The organism is Pontibacter rufus (genome assembly GCF_015694705.1).
Lineage (GTDB): Bacteria > Bacteroidota > Bacteroidia > Cytophagales > Hymenobacteraceae > Pontibacter > Pontibacter rufus.
Genome location: NZ_JADQDR010000003.1, coordinates 267966 through 293564 on the forward strand (window position 1 = coordinate 267966; position 25599 = coordinate 293564).

Sequence of the window (25599 nt, forward strand, 5' to 3'; positions counted from 1 at the left end):
TATAGGTGAGAAATCAAAAAGCGGTGCAAGTTACACCAAAAAGAAAAGCGTCTTTTTATACGCTATTCATTAAATTTTAGCTTTAACAGGTAAAATGCGTCAGGGAGCCTGTAAGGCTGCTTTATGATGATTTTCTGGAAGAATAAAAAGCTTAAACTGAAAACAGTTGCAACAGGATTATCATATTAAAATACGAAAAAGCTATCTTTGCGCTATGGCAACACAAGAAAAAACAACTGCAGAAAACGCAGATTTAAAAGATATTATCTCACATGCCAAGGAATATGGCTTTATTTTTCCTTCGAGTGAGATTTATGATGGCCTGCAGGCGGTGTATGATTATGGCCAAATGGGAGTAGAGCTGAAGAATAACATCAAGCAGCTCTGGTGGAAATGTATGACCCAGCTGAACCAGAATGTGGTAGGCCTGGATGCCGCTATTTTTATGCACCCGCTTACCTGGAAGGCTTCCGGCCATGTAGACAGCTTTAACGACCCGATGATTGATAACAAAGATTCGAAGAAGCGCTACCGGGCCGATGTGTTGATAGAAGACAAAGCTGCGCAGTATGAGAATGAAGGTGATGCCGGACGTGGCAAAGCTTTGACAGCCGAAATGGGAAAGTTGCTGGAAGCCGAAGATTTGGAGGGCGTGCGCGAACTCATTATCCGTGAAAACATTACCTGCCCCGTTTCAGGCACGGCCAACTGGACCGAAGTGCGCCAGTTTAACCTGATGTTTTCGACACAGGTAGGTTCGGTAGCCGAGGAATCCAGCACGATTTACCTGCGCCCCGAAACAGCACAGGGCATTTTTGTAAACTTCCTGAACGTGCAGAAAACCGGCCGCATGAAGGTGCCTTTCGGGATTGCGCAGATAGGTAAAGCTTTCCGCAATGAGATTGTAGCCCGCCAGTTCATCTTCCGGATGCGCGAATTTGAGCAGATGGAGATGCAGTTTTTTGTACGCCCGGGCACCGAAATGGAATGGTATGAGCAGTGGAAGGCGACGCGCAAAAGATGGCATGAAGCCATCGGTATACCTGCCGATGACCTCCGCTTCCACGACCACGACAAACTGGCCCACTACGCCAATGCTGCGGTAGACATAGAGTATAAATTCCCGTTCGGGTTTAAAGAAGTAGAAGGCATTCACTCCCGCACCGATTTTGACCTGAGCCAGCACCAGGAGCTGAGCCGCAAGAAGCTGCAGTATTTCGATAATGATCTGAACGAAGAGGGTAAGCCATACGGCAATTACATACCTTATGTAATTGAGACTTCTGCCGGCGCCGACCGCCTCTTCCTGATGACGCTGTGCAACGCTTACCAGGAGGAAGAAATTACGGAAGGTGAAGCGACAAAAACGCGTACCTTCCTGAAACTGCATCCTGCGCTTGCGCCGGTAAAAGCAGCGATACTTCCGCTTACCAAAAAAGATGGCCTGCCGGAAAAAGCAACTGAAATTTTCGATGAGCTGAAGTATGAATTCAACCTGATTTATGAGGAGCGCGACAGCATCGGCAAACGTTATACCCGTCAGGATTTAATAGGTACGCCCTTCTGCATCGCCATAGATCACCAGACGCTGGAAGACAATACTGTAACCGTACGCGACCGCGACAGCCGCGAGCAAATACGCATCCCGAGTAGCGAACTGAGAAGCTACATCGACAAAGCTGTAAACTTTAAAAGCATATTCGAAAAGCTGGCTTAAGTATAAAGCCTAATTTCAGCTGAAAAAGGCGGCGTTGCTTCGGCAGCACCGCCTTTTTGTTTACCGGCGGTAAGTAGAATATAAGGCTGTTAAGTATAAACAAGTATGTTCCCAGCTACAATAGGTGCCTCATAGTTGGATACTTATGTTTACTAAGTTTATACATACCTGTGGAAAATACCTGTGAAAAAAATGGAAAACTGCTGTTGAAAAACTGATTGATTATAGCCTATAAAGTGTGTGCTGTATTATTTACAAAGTATAATCCACAGCTTAAAAAGATCGGAATACACATAAAGCCTACCGGCACAAGCGCGGGATAGGAAGTGTAAAGAGCACATTGAATAAGTGGCCAGGCAGCACAGGCAAACTTGTGGAAATAAAGTATAAGATATGCCTTTATCGCTTGAATAGGACAGAAAATGCTTCGGTTTCACACACGTATGAGCATAGCCTTGGTGTATCTGAAGCCAGTGAAATTTAGAAAAGAAACTTACACAGCAGAAGCTGGTAATAAGGCGCTTTCTGTAGAGGCAAAAACCGTAAAATGCGCAAAATTGCCTATCTTTGCTGAATTGTAGAAATGAAGGTAAACCATGCTTCAAACGGGGAGCAGCCGGATCTGGAATAGCTACAAATAAGAAAGATCAAGAGAAACCAGGAAATGGTAAAGTATAACGAGTATAAAAACCTGAATTACGCCAGAGTGGGCCAGGACATACTGGCTTTCTGGAAACAGAACCACATCTTCGAAAAGTCGGTAGCCACCCGCGAGGGTCACGAAAACTTTGTGTTTTATGAAGGGCCGCCTTCGGCCAATGGTACGCCGGGCATTCACCACGTGATGGCCCGAGCGGTAAAGGATATTTTCTGCCGCTACAAAACCCTGAAAGGATACCAGGTAAACCGCAAAGGCGGCTGGGATACCCACGGCCTGCCCGTAGAACTGCAGGTTGAAAAAGAACTGGGTATCACCAAAGAAGATATTGGGAAAACGATTTCGGTAGAAGAATACAACCAGCGCTGCCGCGAAACGGTGATGCGCTTTAAAAACCAGTGGGATACCCTGACGGAGCAGATGGGCTATTGGGTAGACCTCGATAACCCCTATGTAACTTTCGAGAACGACTACATCGAAACCTGCTGGGCACTGCTGAAGCGCCTTTACGACAAAGGCTATCTTTATAAAGGTTATACCATCCAGCCCTATTCGCCAGGTGCGGGCACAGGCCTGAGTTCGCATGAACTGAACCAGCCGGGCTGCTACAAAATGGTAAAAGATACTACCATTGTGGCGCAGTTTGAGCTGAAAAAGATAACCCGCAACATGTTCCTGTTCGACAACGAAGAGGAGAAAGTATGTATGCTGGCCTGGACAACTACTCCCTGGACGCTTCCGGCCAACACCGCGCTGGCCGTGGGCAAAGGCATCAAGTACGTGAAGGTTAAAACGTATAACCCTTATACTTACGAGCCTGTTTCGGTTATACTGGCAAAAGATCTGGTGAGCCGCTACTTTAATCCAAAAGCTGCTGACCTGCAGTTGGAAGCATATCAGCCGGGTGATAAACTCATGCCTTTTAAGGTGATGGAGGAGTTTACGGGCAAAGATCTGGAAGGCGTGGAGTATTACCAGCTGATGCCATACGTGCAGCCCGATAAACCGGCTTTCCGGGTTGTAGTAGGTGATTTTGTAACGACAGAAGATGGTACCGGTATCGTGCACATCTCACCTACATTTGGTGCTGATGACTTCCGGGTAGCCGCTCAGAACAACATCCCGGCATTGCTGGTAACAGATGAAAACGGAAAGCCAACACCGCTCGTTGACAAACGGGGCCGCTTCGTGCAGGAGGTTACCGACTTTGCCGGCATGTACGTGAAAAACTATGACGGGCAGGATGAGTCTGCCGCTGACTATAAGCCTACAGACGTACTTATCGCCATCAAACTGAAAGAAGAAGGCAAAGCCTTTAAGGTAGAGAAGTATGAGCACACCTACCCGCACTGCTGGCGCACCGATAAACCGGTTTTATACTATCCGCTGGATAGCTGGTTTATCCGGACAACGGCAGTAAAGGACAGGATGATTGAACTGAACAAAACCATCAACTGGAAACCGGAATCAACAGGTACAGGCCGTTTTGGTAACTGGCTGGAGAACCTGGTGGACTGGAACCTGTCGCGCTCGCGCTACTGGGGCACACCGCTGCCTATCTGGCGCACCGAAGATGGCGAAGAGGAAATCTGCATCGGCTCTATCGATCAGCTGAAAAAAGAGATAAAGAAAGCAGTGGAAGCCGGCGCCATGCATGGTGCCGTCGACCTGGAGGACCTGCACCGGCCGTACGTGGATAACATTGTGCTGCTGAGCAAATCCGGAAAGGCAATGTACAGAGAGACAGACCTTATCGATGTTTGGTTCGACTCTGGCGCGATGCCTTATGCACAGTGGCATTACCCGCTGGAGAACAAGGAGAAGTTTGAGCAGAACTTCCCGGCTGATTATATCGCCGAAGGGGTGGACCAGACACGTGGCTGGTTTTTCACGCTGCATGCGCTGGCAGTGATGCTCGAAGACAGTGTGGCTTACAAAAACGTAATCGCCAATGGCCTGGTGCTCGACAAGAATGGTAACAAAATGAGCAAGCGCCTCGGCAATGCCATCGATCCATTCGAAATCATCGGCAACTATGGCCCGGACGCCACACGTTGGTACATGATTGCCAACGCGCCGCCCTGGGACAACCTGAAATTTAACCCGGAAGGTGTGGCTGAAACGCAGCGCCGCTTCTTTGGCACACTGCAGAACACGTACTCTTTCTTCGCGCTGTACGCCAACCTCGATAATTTTACGTATGCCGAGGCGGATGTACCATTGGCGCAGCGTACAGAATCAGACCGTTGGATAATTTCGAAGCTGAATACGCTGGTGCAGGACGTAGACAATTACCTGGCGGATTACGACCCGACACGAGCCGCCCGTGCGATACAGGATTTTGTAGTGGATGACCTGAGCAACTGGTACGTGCGCCTCAACCGCAAACGCTTCTGGAAAGGCGAATACAACATGGATAAAGTGGCCGCTTATCAGACACTTTATACTTGTCTGGAAACAGTAGCCAAACTGGCCTCACCGATTGCGCCTTTTTATACCGAGCAACTATACCGCGACCTGAACAGCGTGAGTCAAAAGAACACGGAAGAATCGGTGCACCTGGCGCTGTATCCGGAAGTAGTTGAGCATGCTATCGATAAGGACCTGGAAGAGCGGATGCAACTGGCGCAGACAGTATCGTCGCTGGTACACTCGCTGCGGAAGAAACACATGATCAAGGTGCGCCAGCCGCTGCAGCGCATTCTTATACCTGTGCTGAACGACCATACAAGAGAGCAGATTCAGGCTGTGGCCGATCTGATCATGAGCGAGGTGAACGTGAAGCACATCGAATACATTGATGACACCTCCGGCATCCTGGTGAAGAAAATCAAGCCTAACTTCAAGAAGCTGGGGCAGGTGTTCGGACCAAAGATGAAACTGGTAGCGGCTGCTGTGCAGAATATGAACCAGAACGACATTGCGCACCTGGAGCGTGAAGGCGGCATCGAGTTACAGATCAACGACGAAGAAACGGCCATACTTACCCCCGATGACGTAGAAATCTCTTCGGAAGATATTCCGGGATGGCTGGTAGCCAATGAAGGCAGGTTAACGGTTGCGCTGGATGTAACCATTACGGAGGAACTAAAGCAGGAAGGTATTGCCCGCGACCTGGTAAACCGCATTCAGAACCTGCGCAAAGACAGCAACCTGGAAGTACAGGACAAGATCCATATCATCATGCAACTGGCTGCGCCGGAAGTGAACGATGCTGTGCTGAATTACAAAACCTATATATGTGCCGAAACGCAGGCCCTGACACTGGACATCACAGACGAAATGCTGCCAGGTTCTACGCTACTGGATATTGATGAGTATCAGGTATACATCCACATTCAGATAGAGGAGAACGCTGTTATATAAGCAAAATGCAGTAGCAAAAGTATAATTGCTTTTGCTACTGCTATGTTTATGGGTAAGGAGTTTTTGGAAAAGTAATCTTAATTCCCCTCCTTAGAAAAGGAGGGGTTAGGGGTGGTTGGATAATCTATAAAAGTATACTTGTAGCAGTTATCAAACATTAAAGTATAAGGCAGCACTACGGAAGGATCTGATATCTTGTGTCCTGATACTTATGTCCATCATAATGGCGTAACAAACAAATATGAAATACTGGAAATATTACCTGGTGGCCATTGGCGTCATTCTGCTGGACCAGGCGGTGAAGTTCACGGTGTATTACAACATGGAAATGGGCATGCCCGGCGAAATTCACCTGATTGGGGACTGGCTGAAGCTGCATTATACCCTGAACCCAGGTATGGCTTTCGGTGTAGAACTGGGCTCAGATTACGGCAAGCTTATACTTACCTTGTTCCGGCTGGTGGCCATGTTCGGTATTGGTTACTATTTATACTATCTGGTAAAGCACCACGCTCCGAAAGGCCTGCTCTGGTGCATCGCCCTGATTTTAGGGGGTGCCATCGGCAATCTCATTGATAGTACTTTTTACGGTGTGTGGTTTGACAATGCTCCCTATGATGCTGTTACGCCCTGGTTTCATGGGCAGGTAATTGATATGTTTTATGTGGATCTATGGGAAGGAATTATCCCGCAGTGGGTACCGCTTTTGGGTGGCGAGCCCATGTCGCTGTGGCCGATTTTCAACGTGGCCGATTCCTCGATATTTATAGGTGTGGTGCTGATTCTGCTAAACCAGCGGCGCTTCTTTGGTACACATCATGAGCCTGAGAAAACAACGCCCGTTGAGCATCAGCAGGGATTGTAAGCAGGTACAAAGTATTTAATTCAGAATCATTTTCAGCAGAAGCAGGTTAATGGCTTCAAAGCAAGAATTCCAGCGCAGGGAAAAACATTTCGCCTGCGCTGGAATTCTTGCTTATTATAAAAAGTTCAGGATGCTCCTATAGCCATTATTTCGCCTTCGTAATACGGGCTACCCAGCCGCCGCCTTTTGCCATACTTACGGTTACAGCAGAATTCTTATTTACAGATAATGTCTCCGTTTTCAGGTCCTGGGCATTCCTGTCGGCGTTAATGCCATCTTTCCAAACCTGCATCAGGTAGTCTCCGTCACCCAAGAAAGAAAGGTTTAGCTTAAGCTCTCTGGGCGACCAGTCAGTCATGCCGCCCACATACCAGTCACCGTTTCTGGCCTGCCGGGCAATAAGTACGTAATCTCCGACCTGCGCCTGCAACGGTACAGTTTGTGCCCACTCCACCGGTACCTTTTCCAGAAAAGCCATACTTTCAGGCTCGTCATAGTAGTGTGTCGGGTTATCAGCCAGCATTTGCAGAGGGCTCTCATATACCACATACATGGCCAGCTGATGCGCGCGCGTACCCAGGCTCATGGGCTTGTTGCCGATGGGCTTCCAGTTGTCCTTCTGGGCATTCAGCATAGCACCCGGCGTATAGTCCATTGGTCCGGCTGCCATCCGGATAAAGGGTATGGTTACATTATGCTCTGGGTCTATCTTTTTGTTCCTGTCTCCCTTGCTTTGCTCCAATCCATACACGCCCTCCGAGGTTATTACGTTCGGATAAGTACGGTACAAGCCTGTTGGTTTGTAGGCGCCGTGAAAGTCGACCAGCATCTTCCGTTTGGCCGCGGCTTCTGCCACACGTACATAATAGTTCACCATTTCCTGGTCATCCCGCTGCATAAAATCGACCTTGATGCCTTTGATGCCCCATTTGGCAAACTGATCCAGCACCGGCTCCAGGTTATTATCCAGGGCCAGCCAGTTAGCCCAAAGCAGCAAATCCACATCCTTCTGGCGGGCATAAGCAGCGAGCTCTTCCATATCAACATTCGGGTTTACTTTCAGCAAATCCCTGGTATCGCTCCATCCCTCATCCAGCAGCACGTACTCCAGCCCGTACTTAGAGGCAAAGTCGATGTAATACTTATAAGTTTCGGTATTAATGCCCGCCCGGAAATCTACATTGTAGATGTTGTTGGCATTCCACCAATCCCACTGCACTTTGCCGGGCTTTACCCAACTGTAATCACCTTTGGCCGGGCTGGCCAGTTGGTAAACGAGCTGGTTGGTCAGCAGGTCAGTGTCTTCCCGGGCTACCATCAGTATCCGCCAGGGAAGAGAAGCCGGCCCGTCGATCTTTGCAATAAAATCCTCCCGCGCTGTTACCGGTTTATTTCTGTCGCCCTGTATTTCTGTTGTCTTCGGGTAGTAGGGGAACACGGCTTTGATTTTACCATTATCGCTGCCCCTGAGCCACATGCCCGCATAATCAAGCAAGTCAGACTCGGTGAGGAGCACTTTCATATCCTGTACCTCAAAAAGGGCCGGCAGGCTGGCCAGCTGACGGGGGCCGATGCTATCGAGCGGCAGCTGGTGGTAGAGGCGCTCATTGTGCGAGAAAAAGCTGTCTTCCAGCGGGTACCAGGCTTTGCTGCCTTCAGCAAAGGCGAAAGTGGCTTTCTCAGCGAGTACTTTGCTGTTTCCTTTCTTGTTGATAAGCCAGCGCCAGGCAATCCCATTGTCATAAGCCCGCCACTCCAGCGAGAGGCCGTTGCTAAAATCCAGGTGCAGGGCGTTATACTTGTCTTCTATTTCCTTGCTTTTCTGCCATACTACCGGGTGCAGCACCTTGTCTACCGATTGCCTTTTAGCTTTGGATACTTTCCAGTTTTTCCCTTTCAGAAAGTCTGTGGTGAGGCCAACAGCAGAAGGGCGCACCAGCTGCTTGCCATCTGCGGTAACCTGGTAGTAAATGCTGTCAGTAACAGAAACCTCGACCTTGATCTTGTTATCAGGCGAAAGTAACTGGTATTGCTGGGCCTGCAGCGTGAATAAGGAGCAAAGAAGAAATAAGAAAAAGCTTGTAAAAAGTTGTTTGGACATGGTTGTATAGTTAATCTAATTCAGGGAGAACAAGACCAGGTGCAGTGCCCGCTAGTATAAAATTCTGGTACGCCAGATACTTTTACCTCGTCTGTTTATACTATGATAAGCAATTACCCTCATAAGTGCAAATGCCGTATGCAATTCTGCTTTTGCAACCTGCTGGTACACAGAAAAGTATACTATAAGTACCTGTTTTGCTGAAATGAGTACACTTCCGAACATAACAGCGGCCGTCAGATTATCGCTTTAAAACAGCGACCTGAATCTAGGCGCTCGCGGGAACTGCGCGCACTGTGAGGCCCTAAGAGGCTCTTAAAAAGATGACAGTATGCCTTCCTCTTCCAGGCGCGCGCGCAGCTGTTCCGGAGATGTAAAATGTATGGATGGAATACCCAACTGCTCCGCCGCCTTTATATTCCGCAGGTTGTCGTCGATAAAAATTGCTTCTTCCGGCTTTACATCATGCCGTTCTAAAAGCAGCTGGTAAAAGGAGGCAAAAGGCTTCCGGTTTTTTTCGGTGCCCGACACCACAATCCCGTCAAACCAGTTCAGAAAGTCATAGCGTTCCTGTGCAACCGGGAAAGTTTCTGCTGACCAGTTGGTGAGCGCCAGCAGCTTATACTTGCCAGAATCTTTAAGCTCCTTCAGAATTTCTACCGTACCTTCTATAGCACCGCCAAGCATCTCGTCCCAGCGACCATAATACGCACGAATGTTCTCCTCCTTATCGGGATGTTTGGCTACCAGCAATTCTGTCGCTTCCTGCAGCGAACGGCCGCCGTCCTGTTCTTCATTCCACTCAGGCGTACAAACGTGTTCCAGAAAGTGAAGCATTGCGGTTTCTTCGCTAAAAATCTTGCGGTACAAGTAGTGCGGGTTCCAGTCGATCAGCACCGCGCCAAGATCGAAGATGATAGTTTTGGTCATAGGGTATAAAAGTATCAAGTATAGATAAGTATTAAAATTAGCAGGTATTTTGCTATGGCGCAAGCGTCTGCTTGTGCCTGTTTTCAGATTGTAACGGCCAGTGCACCTTGGCATAAACCCATAAGGCACGAGCAGGCGCTTGCGCCAGACGTAAGGTACTTATAGACATCTCTTTTATAGTCTTTCATCCCGAAAAAACTTATTTTTACCAAAGCATTTATCAGTTTTACTTGGCTATACCAACTCCCATACTTCAGGTCAGCGGCTTAGAAACCGTTTTCTCTACGCATCGCAGCACGACTAAAGCTGTAGACAAAATATCATTTGAAGTATACCGGGGAGAAACGGTCGCTATTGTAGGAGAATCCGGGTCTGGCAAATCGGTAACAGCGCTGTCGGTCATGCAGCTGATTAATACGCCGCCCGGCCGGATAACAGCAGGAGAAGCCATTTTTCAGTCGGAGAAGTATGGGCAGGTAGATTTGTTTCAGTTACCTGAAAAGCAGATGCAGCAGCTGCGCGGGAATGAAATGTCAATGATTTTCCAGGAGCCCCAATCGTCGCTGAATCCTGTTTATACTTGTGGAAAACAGGTAGCGGAGGTATTGCTGCTCCACACCGGTTTATCTAAAAAAGAAGCTAAAGCGCGCACCATTCAGCTTTTTGAGAAAGCCCGGTTGCCGCGCCCGGAAAAGATATTCGATGCTTATCCACACGAAATTTCGGGCGGACAGAAGCAGCGCGTGATGATTGCCATGGCCATGGCCTGCGAGCCGGCCATACTGATTGCTGACGAACCAACAACCGCTTTGGATGTAACCGTGCAGGCGCGCATGCTGCAGTTGATAGACGAACTGCGGGTGAAAGAAAATACGGCTGTGCTATTCATCACCCATGATTTGGGAGTGGTCGCTGAAATTGCCGACCGGATTCTGGTGATGTACAAAGGCAAGCTGGTAGAGCAGGGTACGGTGCTGGGCATTTTTACAAATCCGCAACATCCTTATACCAAAGGCTTGCTGGCCTGCCGCCCCAAATTGTCTGCAAAGGCGCAATCCATACTTCCAACGGTTTCGGATTTTATGGAGGAGGATGCGTCCGGGCACATTATCGAAAAGAAAAAGCAGGTATACAAACCCATGCTTCCGGTTACGGCGGACGAACCGGCAGGCGAGGGAACAGGTATAAAGTACCAGCAGGAAAACAAACAAGCACCGCCGCTGTTGGAGGTAAAGGATTTGAAAGTATACTTTCCCATCAAGAAAGGCCTTTTTGCCAGCACAACAGATTATGTGAAAGCGGTCGATGGGGTGAGCTTTGAGGTATATCCCGGCGAAACAATCGGGCTGGTGGGCGAATCGGGCTGCGGAAAAACAACGCTGGGCCGTGCGTTGCTGCGGCTGGTGGAGCCAACAGCAGGCAGCATTCTGTTTGAGGGCCGAGACATATCCCGAATCAGCGCTGAGGAACTGCGTAAAAGCTGCCGCGATTTTCAGATGATTTTCCAGGACCCGTACGCTTCCCTGAACCCCATGCATAACGTGGGCGATGCGATTATGGAGCCGATGCGTGTGCATAAACTCTATACCAACGACAAAGAGCGCCGCGCTAAAACAATGGGACTGCTTGAGAAAGTAGGCCTTATGCCGGAACACTTTCTGCGTTATCCACACGAATTTTCAGGTGGCCAGCGCCAGCGCATCTGTATTGCCCGGGCGCTGGCGCTGCAGCCCAGGTGCATCATCTGCGACGAATCAGTATCTGCTCTGGATGTGTCGGTGCAGGCGCAGGTACTTAATTTGCTCAACCAGCTTAAGCAGGAGTTCGGAATAACGTATATCTTCATCACGCACGATTTGTCGGTAGCCAAGTATATGTCAGACCGCATCCTGGTGATGAGTAAAGGCAGGATTATAGAAACCGGCACGCCGGATCAGTTATACCTGGATCCGCAGCAGGAGTACACGCGCATCCTCCTCAACGCCATTCCGAAAGGGGAGCCCGAAGATATTGTGGCCGCTCAGGAAAAAAGAGAGAAGATGAAGTTGGGAGAAGTATAACCCGGCAGGTCTTTAATTCCTGCCAGTTTTCTCACTACTTAGCCGCTAATTGTACACATATAAAATGATCTACATAACTTCACCTGAAAATAAGAACTTACTTTAGCCTTACAGCCGTATAGTTAACAAACTATTTAAGCAGACGTTTGTAAATAGAAGTGGCAGCTATTGTAGCTGTCTCCAGATTGAAAAAGATACATGAGAAGCAAAAAGAATAAAGGCGGCGACGAAAGCCGCGACAACCGCAGCAGCTCCAGAGGACGGGGCGAATCATCATCCAGAGGAAAATCATCAGATCGGGGCAAATCTTCTACACGAGGCGAATCATCCTCCAGGCGTAGTGATGGTGGATCTTCCGGCCGCAGGAGTGCTCCCAAATCCATGAAAGCGCTTGTGTTAGAGAATTTCTCTAACAGCCCCGACACCGTGTTTACGCTGCGCCAGCTGTTCCGCCGTTTGGGTATAACAGATCAGAAAGGCCGCGAGCAGCTAGAAAGCATCGTGAATGCGCTGAAAAACGAAAATAAACTGCTACTGGTAGACGGCGACAAGTATACCTTAAACCTGAAGGTTGATATAATAACCGGCCGCGTGGATCTGGCCAACAGCAAGTATGCCTATATCGTGTCGGAAGGACGGGAGGAAGACGTGCGCGTATTCCGGGAGCACCTGAAGTATGCCATGGATGGCGACACAGTAAAAGTAGAAGTATCGCCGACAGTGCGCGGCGGCCGCCAGGAAGGCGTGGTGATCGAAGTACTGGAGCGTTCGCGTACAGAACTAGTGGGTATTATGGAGCTGTCGAAGAACTTTGGCTTTGTGGTGCCCGATTTTAAGAAGCTATACTTTGATGTGTTTGTGGGCGAGCGCGGTTTGAACGGGGCGAACTCCGGCGATAAAGTACTGGTGAAGATAGTAGAGTGGCCCGACAAACCCGACAAAAACCCGACAGGCGAGGTCATCCGCGTGTTTGGCCCCGCCGGCGAGAACGAGGCTGAGATTCACTCCATCATGGCAGAATTCGGCTTGCCGTTTGAGTTCCCCGAGGCAGTAGAGGAGGAGGCCGAAACCATATCAGATAAAATAACCAAAGGGGAAATAGCCAAACGCCGCGACTTCCGCGACATCACCACCTTTACCATCGACCCGGCTGATGCCAAAGATTTTGACGATGCGCTGTCGATCCGCAAACTGGAGAACGGCCACTACGAAATAGGCGTGCACATTGCGGACGTTACGCATTACGTAACACCCCGCACCCTGCTCGAAAAAGAAGCTTATCACCGTGCTACCTCGGTATACCTGGTGGACAGAACCATCCCGATGCTGCCCGAGCGCCTCTCCAACGGCCTTTGTTCGCTCAGGCCAAACGAAGAAAAGCTGACCTTTTCGGTAGTGCTGGAGCTGGACGAGCAAGGCAAGCTGTACGATACCTGGTTTGGCCGCACCATTATTTATTCCGACCGCCGCTTTGCCTACGAAGAGGCGCAGGAACGCATCGAAACCGGCGAAGGCGATTTTGCTGAGGAGATAAATCTCATGAATGGCATCGCGAAAAAATTGCAGGCCAAACGCTTCAAAAATGGCGCCATCAGTTTCGAGACCACCGAGGTTAAGTTTAAGCTGGATGAAAATGGCAAGCCACTGTCGGTGTATGTAAAAGAGCGCAAGGATGCCCACAAAATGATTGAGGAGTTCATGCTGCTGGCCAACCGCAAGGTGGCGGAGTATGTGTACAACCTCGGTAAAGGCAAAAAACATCCGACAATGGTGTACCGCACCCACGGTTCCCCGGACCCCGACAGGCTCAGCACTTTCTCAATTTTTGCCCGCAAGTTTGGCTATAAAGTAGATCCCGAAGGCGATATTTCGCAGGAACTGAATAACCTGACTGAAGAAATTGAAGGCAAGCCCGAGCAGAGCGTGTTGCAGAACCTGGCCATCCGGACGATGGCCAAGGCCAAGTATAGCACCGAGGAAGAAGGGCACTTCGGACTTGCGTTTAAGCATTATTCGCACTTTACGTCACCCATCCGCCGCTACCCTGATATGATGGCGCACCGCCTGTTGCAGCATTACCTGGATGGAGGCAAATCTGCTGATGCGGAGGAGTATGAAGAGCGTTGCCGCCATTCTTCGGAGATGGAGAAACGTGCCGCCGATGCCGAGCGTGCTTCTATCAAGTATAAGCAGGTAGAGTTTATGAAAGATACCATCGGCAAACAATACAAAGGCATTGTGTCGGGTGTTACAGAATGGGGTATCTTTGTGGAAATCGAAGAAAATAAATGTGAAGGCATGGTGCGTTTATCAGACCTGAACGATGATTATTACGAGCTGGATGCTAATAATTACCGCATCATCGGCCGCCAGACCAAGCGCATTATTTCCTTTGGCGATGAGGTGCTGGTAGAAGTAAAAAGCGCCAACCTGAACGACCGCACCATCGATCTGGAACTTGTCAAAACCCTGAAACAACACTAAGAAAACCTGTGGATATCACGCATCTTTCAGAAAAATTTAACCATACCTTATCCACACTGCGCTACGGCGAAGACCCGGCGGAACTGTACGAACCCATCCGGTATATAATGGCTTTGAGCGGCAAGCGCATCCGCCCTTTGCTGGTGCTCCTGGCAGCTGAAATGTATGATAAGGATGTGGAGAAGGCACTTTTGCCGGCAGCAGCAATTGAGCTTTTCCACAATTTCACCCTGATGCACGACGACATCATGGACCGCGCACCGCTGCGCCGTGGCAAGCAAACGGTGCACGAAAAATGGAACGCCAACACGGCCATACTTAGCGGCGACGTGATGCTGGTACGTGCCTATCAACTGTTAACAGGTGTAGAGCAAGGCAAGCTGGCACACATGCTCGAACGGTTTAGCGAAACAGCCGCCCAGGTATGCGAAGGCCAGCAGCTTGACATGAATTTTGAGCAACGCGACCAGGTGAGCATACCCGAGTATATCCGGATGATAACCCTGAAAACGGCCGTATTGCTAGGCTTAAGTTTAGAGCTGGGTGCCATACTTCAAAACGCACCAATGCCTGATGCGGAGCACTTAAAAGCCTTTGGCCATAGTATTGGTATAGCCTTTCAGCTGCGCGATGATCTGCTGGATGTATACGGCGACAAAGCCAAGTTTGGCAAGCAGGTGGGCGGCGATATCTTATCAGATAAGAAAACCTTTCTGATGCTGACGGCGCTGGAGCAGGCCGACGAACAGCAGTTGCAAAGCATCATCAGCTGGCGTAACAAAACAGGAGAGAGTATAGCCGAAGAAAAAGTAAGCGCTGTTACAGCGGTGTATGATGCCCTCAACATCCGCCACCAGACCGAGCAGCAAATCGACTTATACTTTCAGAAAGCCTTGCAGCACCTGGATGCTGTGCAACTGCCGGAGGAGCGCAAAGCGACCATTCGTGGGCTGGCGCTGCAGCTGATGGAGCGGGATAATTAATTGCTTCATTGCCGTCGTCTTTAAGTTCCAAAGTTTCTGCTGGTAAAACGTTATAGCATTGACCTCGCAGCGTGCGCAGCTCCTGCGAGTGTCTGGATTAACCAATAACTTCGTAGCACGCATCAGACGCTCGCGGGAGCTGCGCACACCGCGAGGTCTTTTTTGTCAGGTTTTGCGCCAGGGGAGATAATTAGTGCCCGGTTACAGAAACAGGAAACCATTTTCAAATTTCCACATCTTTCTATTTTCAAATCCATACATTAGCACATCAGCACATTAAATAAAGCATGGAACTCAATATCACCCTTATACTTATAGGTATTACCGTTTTAGTGTCGTGGCAGGCGTGGCAGAAGCCGGAACTGATGCACCGCTGGATTTTTCAGCCTTACGCTGTGCAGCGCGATAATTCCTGGTACCGCTTCCTGACTTCAGGTTTTCTGCATGCCGATTTCAGCCACCTGTTCTTCAACATGTTTACGCTATACTTCTTTGGCACCAACGTGGAGTATACTTTGATTGGTATTTTCGGCACCATTGCCGGGGAACTGTGCTACCTGCTGGTATACCTTGGGGGTATTATCGTTTCCGATATCCCTACTTACTTAAAGCACCGCAACGATCCCGGCTACCGGGCCCTGGGTGCTTCCGGCGGCGTAGCGTCGGTACTGTTTGCCAGTATTCTGTTTTACCCGACAGTGGATGTGTGCCTGTTTGCGGCGCTTTGTATACCGGGCTTCATTTTCGGGGTGCTGTATATGATGTATTCCTACTTCTCCGGCAAGCGCATGGGCGATAACATCAACCACGATGCTCACTTTTACGGCGCGCTGTATGGCTTTGTGCTCAGCCTGCTACTGGTGCCGTCGGCTTTTCCGGGATTTATCAGCCAGATTAGCCAGTGGCGTTTGTTTTAATACCTGCAAAATTGTACTATTGATACTTGTTTATTTTTTGCCGCCTTAGCTTTAACATGCCGGTGCATGGCTATAGCCATAGCTGTTGAAAAACAGTTATAGGGAAAACTACATGCAGCTTGTTTGTTAGGTTCTGAACAAGTGCATGTTATATGTATAATGATTGCGGCTATACTGGTAGCAAACCTATACTCCCTGCATTCCTGTATGACAACCGACATCGGCATTGTATTAGGTATCATCGTGCTGGCCGTTGTGCTTTTTATAAGCGAGCGCCTGTCTATCGACACGGTTGCCATACTTATCATGTCGCTGTTTATGCTTACAGGCATCCTCACACCTGCAGAGGGCCTGAGCGGCTTCAGCAATCCGGCTACCATTACTGTCGCTCTGATGTTCATCATCAGTTCCGCTATTTTTAAGTCGGGTGTGCTCAACAATGTGGGGCTGCTACTTACGCGTATGGGCCGGAAAAATTACCTGCTGTGCCTGCTTTCGCTCATGCTGCTTTCAGGTATACTGTCGGCTTTTATAAACGATACAGCGGTGGTGGCGCTGCTGATGCCGGTTGTGATACAGGTAGGCCGCGATACTAAAATCAGCCCTTCCAAATTACTGATTCCTCTCTCGTTCGGCGCGTTGATGGGCGGCATCTGCACCCTTATTGGTACTTCTACTAATATTCTGGTAAGTGGCATTGCGCAGGCACAGGGAGAACCGCCCCTCGGCATGTTTGACTTTACAAAGGCCGGTGTTCTGTTTCTGCTGACTGGCATCGTGTACATGTTCGTTGCTGGCAGGTATTTGCTGCCCAACCGCCCGTACTCCGAAGACTTATCAGCAGATTTTAACATGGGGGATTACCTGACAGAAGTGGTGCTGCTGCCGGATGCGCCATCTGTGGGCAAACCTATCAGCCGCACAAGCCTGGTACAAAACCTCGATATAGAAGTGCTGCAGGTAATACGCGACAAAAAGTATAAGCTGAAGGCCTATCCGGCGCTGGTGCTGCATGCCAACGATGTGCTGAAAGTGCGCTGCAACGTAGAAAAGCTCAAAATGCTGAAGGATATAGAAGGCCTTAAGCTGAAGTCGGAGCGCCGGTTTCCGGAGAATGATTTACGCATCAGCGGCGCAAATTTTTACGAAGCCGTTGTAACCCCCAATTCTTACATAGAAGGCAAGTCGCTGAAAGAGCTGGATTTCAGATCCTACAACTATGGCGCTTCGGTGCTGGCTATTCGTCACCGCGAGGAAATTCTGCACGAAAAGCTGGCTCACGTAAAGCTTTCGGCCGGCGATGTACTGCTGATTACAGCCGATCAGCAGCAGGCCGAAAAACTACGCCAGAACCAGGATTTGCTGATTATCTCACAGACGGAGCGCAGCCCTTACAATTACAGCAGGATTATTCCGGTGATGATCATCAGCACTGGCGTGGTGCTTGCCGCCGCTGCCGGATTAATGCCTATTGTGCTGAGTGCGCTGGTGGGTACCATTGCGCTTATACTTTTCCGCTGTATCCGGGCCGACGAAGTATACAAGGCTATTAACTGGAGAGTGATATTTATGCTGGCCGGCGTGCTGTCGATGGGTACAGCACTGGAGAAGACCGGCGCCGCCAGGTTGCTGGCCCAATACATTATCTATGGCATAGGCGATTACGGACCCCATGTGCTGCTGTCAGCGTTCTTCTTTATCACCTTTATAATCACCAACTTTATGTCGAACAATGCAACAGCCGCCCTGCTGGCACCCATTGCCATTGTTACGGCAGCAGAGATGGGCGTGAGCGCCAAACCTTTCCTGATGGCCGTAGCCTACGCTGCCTCGCTCAGCTTTATGACGCCTATGGGTTACCAGACGAATACCATGATTTACGGTCCAGGCAACTATCGCTTTTCCGATTACCTGAAGGTAGGCACGCCGCTTAACCTGATTCTGTGGCTGCTGGCTTCGCTCATTCTGCCATACTTTTTCCCGTTCTAAGTATAAAGCCTGTTCGTTCCGATGTTCCACGTGAATAATTTTGAATAACTGTATTTGGAAAATATGCTTAGGCATTCTATTATTCAAAAGTCAGTTACTCAAAATTCAGATTACAGGTAGCTTGTACTTTGCTGGTGCGAGCTTTCAGCTCGTACCTTCATCCTTGTAAATATTTTACCAGATATTTAAGCTTCAGTAATACATGATTTAGATTGGTCAGATGAGAATTAGGTGTGGGTAGTGTAAAGGCACGAGCTGAAAGCTCGCGCCAGCGGAATAATACGAGGTATTCACTTAATCAAAATTGAGATTACAAATACCCTTGCGCCTGCAAATGGAACAGCTCCGCATACTTGCCATTCTGTGCCAGTAATTCCTCATGCGAGCCGAACTCCTTTAACTGTCCCTGCTCCAGAAACAGGATTCTGTCGGCCATACGCACCGTAGAGAAGCGGTGGGAGATAAGCACGGCTGTTTTGCCCGATATCAGTTCTGAAAAACGCAGAAACACCTCATGCTCGGCACGTGCATCCAGCGCTGAAGTAGGTTCGTCCAATATCAGCAGTTGGGCCTCGCGCATATAGGCACGGGCCAGCGCTACTTTCTGCCACTCGCCGCCAGACAGCTCTACGCCGTTGTTGAAGCGCTTGCCCAGCACCTGTTCATACTTGTCGGGGAGGCGCTGGATCACGAGGTCAGCCAGGCTTTTATGGGCGGAGGTCTGGATGCGATCTGTATCTGAAATATTGCTGATTTGGCCGATAGCGATATTATCGGAAGCACTCATCTGGAATTTTACATAATCCTGGAAGATGATGCCTACCTGGTGGCGCAGATCGTTGAGGTCGTAGTCGCGCAGGTCAATGCCATCGAGCAATATGCGGCCTTCTGTAGGTTCATATAATCTGGCCAGCAGCTTTACGAGTGTGGTTTTGCCGGCACCGTTTTCGCCTACCAACGCCAGTTTCTCACCGGCTTTTAAATGAAACGACAAATGCCGCACTGCCCAGCGTTCGCTGTTGTGGTACTTAAAGCCGACATTCTCAAAAGTAAAGCCTATTTGTATGGGCCGCGGGACCAGGAGCGGATTTGCCGGAGGCGTAATCTGTGGCTTCAGTGCCAGGAAGTCAAATAAGTCCTGCAAGTATAAAGCGCTTTCAGCTATCTGCGAAAAGCGCGTCATGATGCCCTGTAGCAGCCCGCGCATGTTGCTGAACGAGCCCGCCAGAAAGGTAAGCGTACCAACCGTGATCACCCCGGCTACTGTCTGGAAAAGGATGAACACATAGGCGCCATAGTAAGCCAGTGTACCCAGCAAAGAAAGCACACTGCCCCACACGGCACGCCGCACAATCAGGCTTTTGTTAAGCAGGTAATAGCGGTCGGAGAGCAGCTTAAAACGGGAGGACAGAAAGCCGGAAAGGTTAAAAGTCTTGATTTCTTTGGCCGTTTCGTCGGAGGCGCCGATGTAGCGGAGATAATCCAGTTCACGGCGCTCGGGCGTCCAACTGCGCGACAGAGAGTAAGTGCGTTCGTTAAAGTGCGTTTCGCCTAGGAACGACGGAATAACAGCCACCAGCAGTATCAGTATAAGCCAGGGGTTAAAAGCTATCAAACCCACTGCCAGAAAACCAATTGAAATGATGTCCTGCATCTGCGCCAGCACCTGCGACATGAGCACCACCCGCGTTACGGTTTGCCGGCGTGCCCGCTCCAACTTGTCGTAAAAAGTGGCATCCTCGAACTGGGCCAGGTCCAGCGTGGCGGCGTGCTCTATCAGGGCAATAGAAGTTTTGTTGGAGAACAGGTCGCCCAGCAGGCTGTCGAGCAGCGTAATAGCCCGGCTGATAAGGTCTGATACTATACCCAGACCCAGTTCTGCAGCCACCAGCAGCCACAGGTAAGAAAGATCGCGTTCGCCAGTCAGCGCAATCAGCCGAATAACCTCGTCGATAATCAGCTTGCCTACATACAGCAGGGCCAGTGGCAGGGCCGCTTTTACCAGCCGCAGCAGCACGTTGCCGGTGGTCATACTTTTACTCGTACTCCATATCAGGCCAAAAAACCGCGGCAGGTTCCGGAGCGCGCCCATTTGCTCGCGCAGGCTTTTCTTATCGCTATTAGGCTGGCTGGCGGCAGCCCGTGCGCCTTTAGTTTGCTTACTCATACTTGTACTTAAACGTAGCAATTTCTATACCGCCGGACAGGTAATATGTTTTAAAACTTCCCACAGCAACTATTTTATAAGATTTTATAGAATATTTAGTAAAATTATGTTTATAATACATATATTTTACTATATTTGAATAATTAAATCTACTTTATAGTATGGAAGAGTCTTACCCCTTACAAAAAATTAACTTCGTTTATACTTTACTATTGCTACTAGGGCTATTGTGGCAGCAAACCGCACTTGCAGCACCGCGCCAGGTAGGTATTGCCCCTGAGCCCGCCTGGGTCAAAAAACTACCCTTACGCACCGAAACAAACATTAACCCGGAGCACGTAAATGGCGGTTCGCTGACTTTGCTGCAAGACACACAGTTTGAGGTAGCCAGGGAAGAAAGATACTTCCACTACATTTATAAAATTACGTCGGAGGAGGGTGTTCAGAATAACTCGGAGATACGCTTCACCTTTGATCCGAACTACGAAAAGCTGCTGTGCCACAAGGTAATTGTATGGCGCAATGGCAAACCAATCAATAAGCTGAACCTGAACAAAATAAAAGTGCTGCAGCGTGAGGAAGGAATGGAGCGCTACATCTATGATGATAACCTGACGGCGGTATTGGTGCTGGATGATATCAGGGTAGGAGATGTGATAGAGTATGCCTGCACCCTGAAGGGCAGCAACCCGGTGTTTAAGAGTAAGTTTTTTAACTCATTCAACCTGCAGGGCTATGACCCGATGGACGAACTGCTGGTATACATCGTGATGCCGCAGGAGCGCAAAATTAATTACAAACTGTATCGCACCAAGCAGAAACCGGTAATTGCTCAAGCCAATGGTAACATAACCTATACCTGGCACCTGAAGAACCTGCCTGCCACCGAAGTAGATGCCGAAACCCCGTCGTGGTTTGATCCATACCCGGGGGTATACCTCTCGGAGTTTAGATCGTGGGAAGAAGTGGCGCAGTGGGCCTTGCCCATGTACAGCCTGAATGAGAATCCGGGGAAGGCTTTGCAAGCCAGAATAGACAGTATAATGAGCGCTAATGGCAGCGATGAAGCGCGTCTGGAAGCAACATTGCGGTTTGTACAGGATGAGGTGCGCTATCTGGGGCTGGAGGCAGGCATCGGCGGATTTAAGCCGCGGCCACCTTCAGTCGTGTTTTCCCAGCGCCTCGGCGACTGTAAAGACAAAGCCCTGCTGTTAAGTTCTATGTTGCATCAGATGGGTATAGAGGCTTATCCGGCGCTGGTAAATTCAACTTATGGAAAAGAAATCCAGCACTTTCTGCCCTCGCCGGGAGCCTTTAACCACTGCATTGTGCAAGTAAAGTTGCTGGGTGGCAAGACTTACTGGTACGATGCTACCCTAAGCAAGCAGCGCGGCAATTACAAAAACATTTACCTGCCCAACTATGGTAAAGCCCTGGTACTGGCGCCACAAACCAAAAGTCTGGCAAATGTTACGTCATCCACAATAGAAGTGCCGCAGGTACAGGTGCACGAGGTGTTTTATATTGATAGCCTTCAGGGGCCGGTAAAACTGGAAGTACGCACCGACTACCGCGACTCCCAGGCCGATTACCAGCGCAGCCACTTCGCCTCCAACAGCTTGCAGGATATTGAAAAAGATTATCTGAATTTTTATGCCAAAAACTACCCGGAAATAGAGGCGATGGCGGATGTCTCGTACCAGGATGAGGAAGAAAATAACGTTTTTACGGTTATCGAGAAGTATAGCATCAGCAACTTCTGGGAGAAGCAGAAAGATAACAGCAAAATCATAGCCTGTGGCTTTTATCCGCAGGTAATGCAAGGATACCTTTCACGGCCGCAAATCAGTAAGCGCACGATGCCGCTGGCTTTGAATTACCCGCTGCACATAGAAGAGAAGATGACGATTTTGCTTCCCAGCGCCTGGCCTATAGACAATGCAACCGAAGAGATTAAGGATGATGCCTTCACCTTTACAAAAGATGTAGCTTATAGCCATAGCGGCAAAGAACTGGTCGTGACCTATACGTACCAATCGCACCAGGATTATGTAGAAGCAAAAGCCACACCGGCCTATCTCAGGAACCTGAACGACATGTTGGACCAGATGGGCTACGGCCTTACGTATGATGAATCTGTGGCTGGCAATGGAAATGCAGGATCAGGTAATTTTAGCTGGAGCGCATTTGCGTTTGCGATACTTGCCTTCTGTGCGGCAGCTTTCGGGGCATACAAGCTATACTGCTGGGACCCGCAGCCGGCCCCAGGCTTTAGTGTGCTGGATAAAGAAAGTATAGGCGGCTGGTTAGCACTGGTAGCTATAGGTCTGATAAGTTCACCAATCCGGATAATAAGCACAATTGCAACCAATAACTATTTCGATAAAAGCACCTGGTCGGCTATGCTCGATGCAGGTTCTGCTGCTTATTCATCCGGGCTGGCAGTGATAATTGTTCTCGAAATAGCCGTGAACATGGCCCTGCTGGCGTTCAGTCTGCTGTTGATCTACCTTTTCTTTAAGCGAAGAACAAGCATCCCTAAGCTGATGATCCTTTTCTATGGATTTAACTTTGTGTTTATTGTAGCAGAGTATGCCGCGCTGGCAATGCTACGTATCCCGTTAGGAAATGAAACAAATAGTACAAGTGATGTGCTGAAAGCTTTGGTACCTGTTATTATCTGGATACCATACTTCTACCATTCTCAGCGGGTAAAAGCCACTTTTGTAGAGCAGCTAAATCCAGCGCCACTCGTACTGGAAGAAGATGCTGTAGAACTGGAGAGTAAAGATATACTGGCATAAGGTTAAAGTTTCGGGAGCAGTTCGGAGGAATTATTTCGTAAAGCATAACCGGTTTATCATCCTGAGGTAAAGGCATTAAAGGTATAATAAATCTGAGGCCGGTTCAGCCGGAAATAATTATTTTAAAGTATGAAAAGCTACCTCTTGTTTCTGCTGTTTTCCATCGTGAGCTATACTTGCCTGGCGCAAACAACTGCCATATCACATCAGGATGTTGCTTCTGTAGAAGCCATAACAGCCGCCGGCTTGCGCATTATCTCCGGACCGAAAGGGCAGGCGCGGGACATGGATGCTTTTAAAGCTTTGTTTCTCCCTGGAGCACAGCTTGGCGGTGTGTTCTTTAAAGACGACAGCAGCTTTGTACGTATTACAACAGCAGAGAAATTTGCCGAGCGCAACGGGCCGGCTTATCAGAACCTGGGCTTTTATGAGAACCAACTGGCACTGCGCGTAGAACAGTTCGGCAACATCGCAACGGCCTTCCAGACCTACGAAACACGCACCGGCAGCAAAGACGGCAAAATAGAAGATCGGGGCGTGAATACTTATCAGTTAGTGTACGATCAGGGGCGCTGGTGGATTGCCAGTTTAATCTTTACCCCCGAAAGCGCAAAATTTACCATCCCTGAAAAGTATCTCAAATAGCCTAAGTATAGTATGATACAGCTATGACAAGATACCTGCTGTATTTCCTGACCGGCGTGGCTATTGCCTCCGTTATCCTGTTTTTCAGGGGTTACGTGGCGGTGCCACACACAGTTTATTCTGATGTGGCCCTGCGAGCCGGGATGCTGCTCTTCGGGATGGCTTCGTGGCTTACACTTTTCCGGATAAAAGCCGGCTCCCTGCTGGCTTTACTATGCCTGCTGGCGGTAGTGCCCTGGCTGGTGCGGATAGGGTTGCGGGTATGGTCGCCGGGAGCAGACGTATTGCAGGCTGTTTTAATTTTACATGCTGCGCTGTCTGTCCTGGCTTTGGCTTCTTTAACAGTCAGCGCGCGCTACACACTTGGCCGCAGTTCCTGGAAAGCTGGTACTGCATCGCCGGGGCTTATGATGAAAGTTATACTTGCTGCTATACCCGTAGCGGTGGTGGCGGCATGGATAGCCGTTATGCAGCAGGTATAATATGGGGTACGCAAATGAGAAAAGCCCTGCCAAGATGGCGGGGCTTTCTCTCACTTTAAACAAACTAATCTAAACTTTAACTAACCTTATCTTGTGTCTGTTGACATTCTTCCTGTTCAGGGCCTGCAGCTGGATTCTGTCCAATTTACACTGCAAAGCTGATTTAAGCATAACCTATATTTCTAATAAATTATAGAGCGCTGTAGCATAAACCATAGCAGAGTGTCTGGCAGCTTTCCCTGATAATTACCTCGCTTAAATCGGGTGCAAAAGTATGTGTTTAGTTTTAAATAACCAAACAGAACCAGCGAAATATTTTATAGCTATTATGGCGTCTTTTTTGATGAAGCTCATATTCCTGATTAACAAGGCATTACTTGAAAATACAAAAGTATAAATATTTATGAATATAGGATGCTTATAGTACATCCTGAACTGCGATTTGGTACAAAATCAGGTAGAGGTACATAAGCTTGCCACCGCAATAGCTGGCAGTGCTGCAGCAGGCAAAGCGCTGTGCTTTGAAGGCAAGAGCAGGCAGGCACAGGTAATAACGCGCGGCAGGGCAGTCATCCGGGAACTTGGCCCGGCAGGAAAAATTAATATACCCGGATAGCAGCGCGATATAAAATTGCCTGATTTAATGGGTTTGTTTTGAAAGTAGAAATGTATGTTAAACACATATGGGTTTGTAAGCCGCGAGCATGCTTTTCTTCCAATGCAATCGGAGGAACATAACCAGCTACAAAGGCTTTAAAAGGAAAAATGTAAGCTGCAAACCCGCTTTTCTTATGCTGGCGTATTCTTCATAAAATTATACCTGGTAGTTCCTGACCGGCTGATCTGTTTATACCTGCAGCGCGGCCATATTGCCGGGGGATCACTTACCAAGCAATACAGGTGCGGATCAAAGATGAGTAAAATGTTCAGTTAACACTTGCAACTATGTCTCTGTAAATTAAGTATAGCTATTTTATTTTAATCCTGCTTTCCGAAATAAATATGGCAAAAGTCTACAAACCCTTTATACTTGCGGTAGTGGTATTTCTGTTGGCTGTGCTGATGCACTACCTCCGGACAGGATTCTGGCACGCTGGCAGTGTGTTGGTGATGACATTGCTTTACATAGCAGGCATCGTGCTGGCACTACTGGCCTGGGTTAGCCAGCCTGAAAAGGAAAATTTGTAGCATTTCATTGGGGCCGATACACCAGCACACCATTGGCAACTATGGCAGACTTCTAAAATCAGCTGTGCAACAGCCTGCTGCCACAAAACCATTATTCCCTCACCTTCTCTTCCAGGTATACCAGCTTACCGGTTTTGGTTTATCAAATTGGGTTACTTTACTGCCTCTACCAGCGCTCATTCCTAAATTAATTTTAAAACATCAGGCAACCTTTTTCAGATTGCTGCATCTTTTAGCCATAGA

The 25599-nt window shown here is 48.9% G+C and carries 15 protein-coding genes; 12 read left to right on the forward strand and 3 right to left on the reverse strand.

Annotated features, from left to right (window positions below; genetic code table 11):
• Positions 1 to 214 precede the first annotated feature (214 nt).
• The 3 genes from I2I11_RS07330 (at position 215) to I2I11_RS07340 (ending at position 6606) form a co-directional block, all read left to right on the forward strand.
• Positions 215 to 1717, forward strand: coding sequence for a glycine--tRNA ligase (locus I2I11_RS07330; RefSeq protein ID WP_196267031.1), 1503 nt, complete (start codon positions 215 to 217; stop codon positions 1715 to 1717).
• A gap of 664 nt (positions 1718 to 2381) precedes the next feature.
• On the forward strand, positions 2382 to 5741 hold the full coding sequence (gene ileS / locus I2I11_RS07335) for an isoleucine--tRNA ligase (RefSeq protein WP_196267032.1): 3360 nt from the start codon (positions 2382 to 2384) through the stop codon (positions 5739 to 5741).
• A gap of 241 nt (positions 5742 to 5982) precedes the next feature.
• Positions 5983 to 6606: a lipoprotein signal peptidase gene (locus tag I2I11_RS07340; RefSeq protein ID WP_196267033.1), complete on the forward strand. Its 624-nt coding sequence runs from the start codon at positions 5983 to 5985 to the stop codon at positions 6604 to 6606.
• 145 nt (positions 6607 to 6751) lie between these two features.
• On the opposite strand, the gene I2I11_RS07345 is transcribed toward I2I11_RS07340, so the two are convergent.
• Together I2I11_RS07345 and I2I11_RS07350 are read right to left on the reverse strand one after the other, a co-directional pair.
• Complete coding sequence (locus I2I11_RS07345) at positions 6752 to 8707, reverse strand: glycoside hydrolase family 97 protein (RefSeq protein ID WP_196267034.1); 1956 nt, start codon at positions 8705 to 8707, stop codon at positions 6752 to 6754.
• Between the two features lie 315 nt (positions 8708 to 9022).
• Positions 9023 to 9637 carry an HAD family hydrolase gene (locus I2I11_RS07350; RefSeq protein ID WP_196267035.1) on the reverse strand — a complete coding sequence of 205 codons (615 nt, stop codon included), beginning with the start codon at positions 9635 to 9637 and terminating at the stop codon, positions 9023 to 9025.
• A 230-nt stretch (positions 9638 to 9867) separates the two neighbouring features.
• Between I2I11_RS07350 and I2I11_RS07355 the strand changes: the two genes are divergently transcribed.
• The 5 genes from I2I11_RS07355 to I2I11_RS07375 all read left to right on the forward strand — a co-directional run bounded on the left by I2I11_RS07355 (position 9868) and on the right by I2I11_RS07375 (position 18070).
• On the forward strand, positions 9868 to 11697 hold the full coding sequence (locus I2I11_RS07355) for an ABC transporter ATP-binding protein (protein WP_196267036.1): 1830 nt from the start codon (positions 9868 to 9870) through the stop codon (positions 11695 to 11697).
• 198 nt (positions 11698 to 11895) lie between these two features.
• Positions 11896 to 14181, forward strand: a complete 2286-nt coding sequence (rnr, locus tag I2I11_RS07360) for a ribonuclease R (RefSeq protein WP_196267037.1) — start codon at positions 11896 to 11898, stop codon at positions 14179 to 14181.
• 8 nt (positions 14182 to 14189) lie between these two features.
• The gene (locus tag I2I11_RS07365) at positions 14190 to 15164 is read left to right on the forward strand and encodes a polyprenyl synthetase family protein (RefSeq protein WP_196267038.1); all 975 of its coding nucleotides are present in this window, start codon (positions 14190 to 14192) and stop codon (positions 15162 to 15164) included.
• Positions 15165 to 15451: 287 nt separating this feature from the next.
• On the forward strand, positions 15452 to 16081 hold the full coding sequence (locus I2I11_RS07370) for a rhomboid family intramembrane serine protease (protein ID WP_196267039.1): 630 nt from the start codon (positions 15452 to 15454) through the stop codon (positions 16079 to 16081).
• A gap of 207 nt (positions 16082 to 16288) precedes the next feature.
• Positions 16289 to 18070: an SLC13 family permease gene (locus tag I2I11_RS07375; protein WP_230679958.1), complete on the forward strand. Its 1782-nt coding sequence runs from the start codon at positions 16289 to 16291 to the stop codon at positions 18068 to 18070.
• 310 nt (positions 18071 to 18380) lie between these two features.
• Here I2I11_RS07375 and I2I11_RS07380 read toward each other — a convergent pair whose 3' ends face one another.
• Positions 18381 to 20237, reverse strand: a complete 1857-nt coding sequence (locus I2I11_RS07380) for an ABC transporter ATP-binding protein (protein WP_196267041.1) — start codon at positions 20235 to 20237, stop codon at positions 18381 to 18383.
• A 161-nt stretch (positions 20238 to 20398) separates the two neighbouring features.
• Between I2I11_RS07380 and I2I11_RS07385 the strand changes: the two genes are divergently transcribed.
• The 4 genes from I2I11_RS07385 (at position 20399) to I2I11_RS07400 (ending at position 25356) form a co-directional block, all read left to right on the forward strand.
• Positions 20399 to 23041, forward strand: a complete 2643-nt coding sequence (locus I2I11_RS07385; protein ID WP_196267042.1) for a DUF3857 domain-containing protein — start codon at positions 20399 to 20401, stop codon at positions 23039 to 23041.
• Positions 23042 to 23170: 129 nt separating this feature from the next.
• The gene (locus I2I11_RS07390) at positions 23171 to 23686 is read left to right on the forward strand and encodes a hypothetical protein (RefSeq protein WP_196267043.1); all 516 of its coding nucleotides are present in this window, start codon (positions 23171 to 23173) and stop codon (positions 23684 to 23686) included.
• A gap of 23 nt (positions 23687 to 23709) precedes the next feature.
• Complete coding sequence (locus tag I2I11_RS07395) at positions 23710 to 24168, forward strand: hypothetical protein (protein WP_196267044.1); 459 nt, start codon at positions 23710 to 23712, stop codon at positions 24166 to 24168.
• Positions 24169 to 25170: 1002 nt separating this feature from the next.
• Positions 25171 to 25356 carry a hypothetical protein gene (locus I2I11_RS07400; RefSeq protein ID WP_196267045.1) on the forward strand — a complete coding sequence of 62 codons (186 nt, stop codon included), beginning with the start codon at positions 25171 to 25173 and terminating at the stop codon, positions 25354 to 25356.
• Positions 25357 to 25599 lie beyond the last annotated feature (243 nt).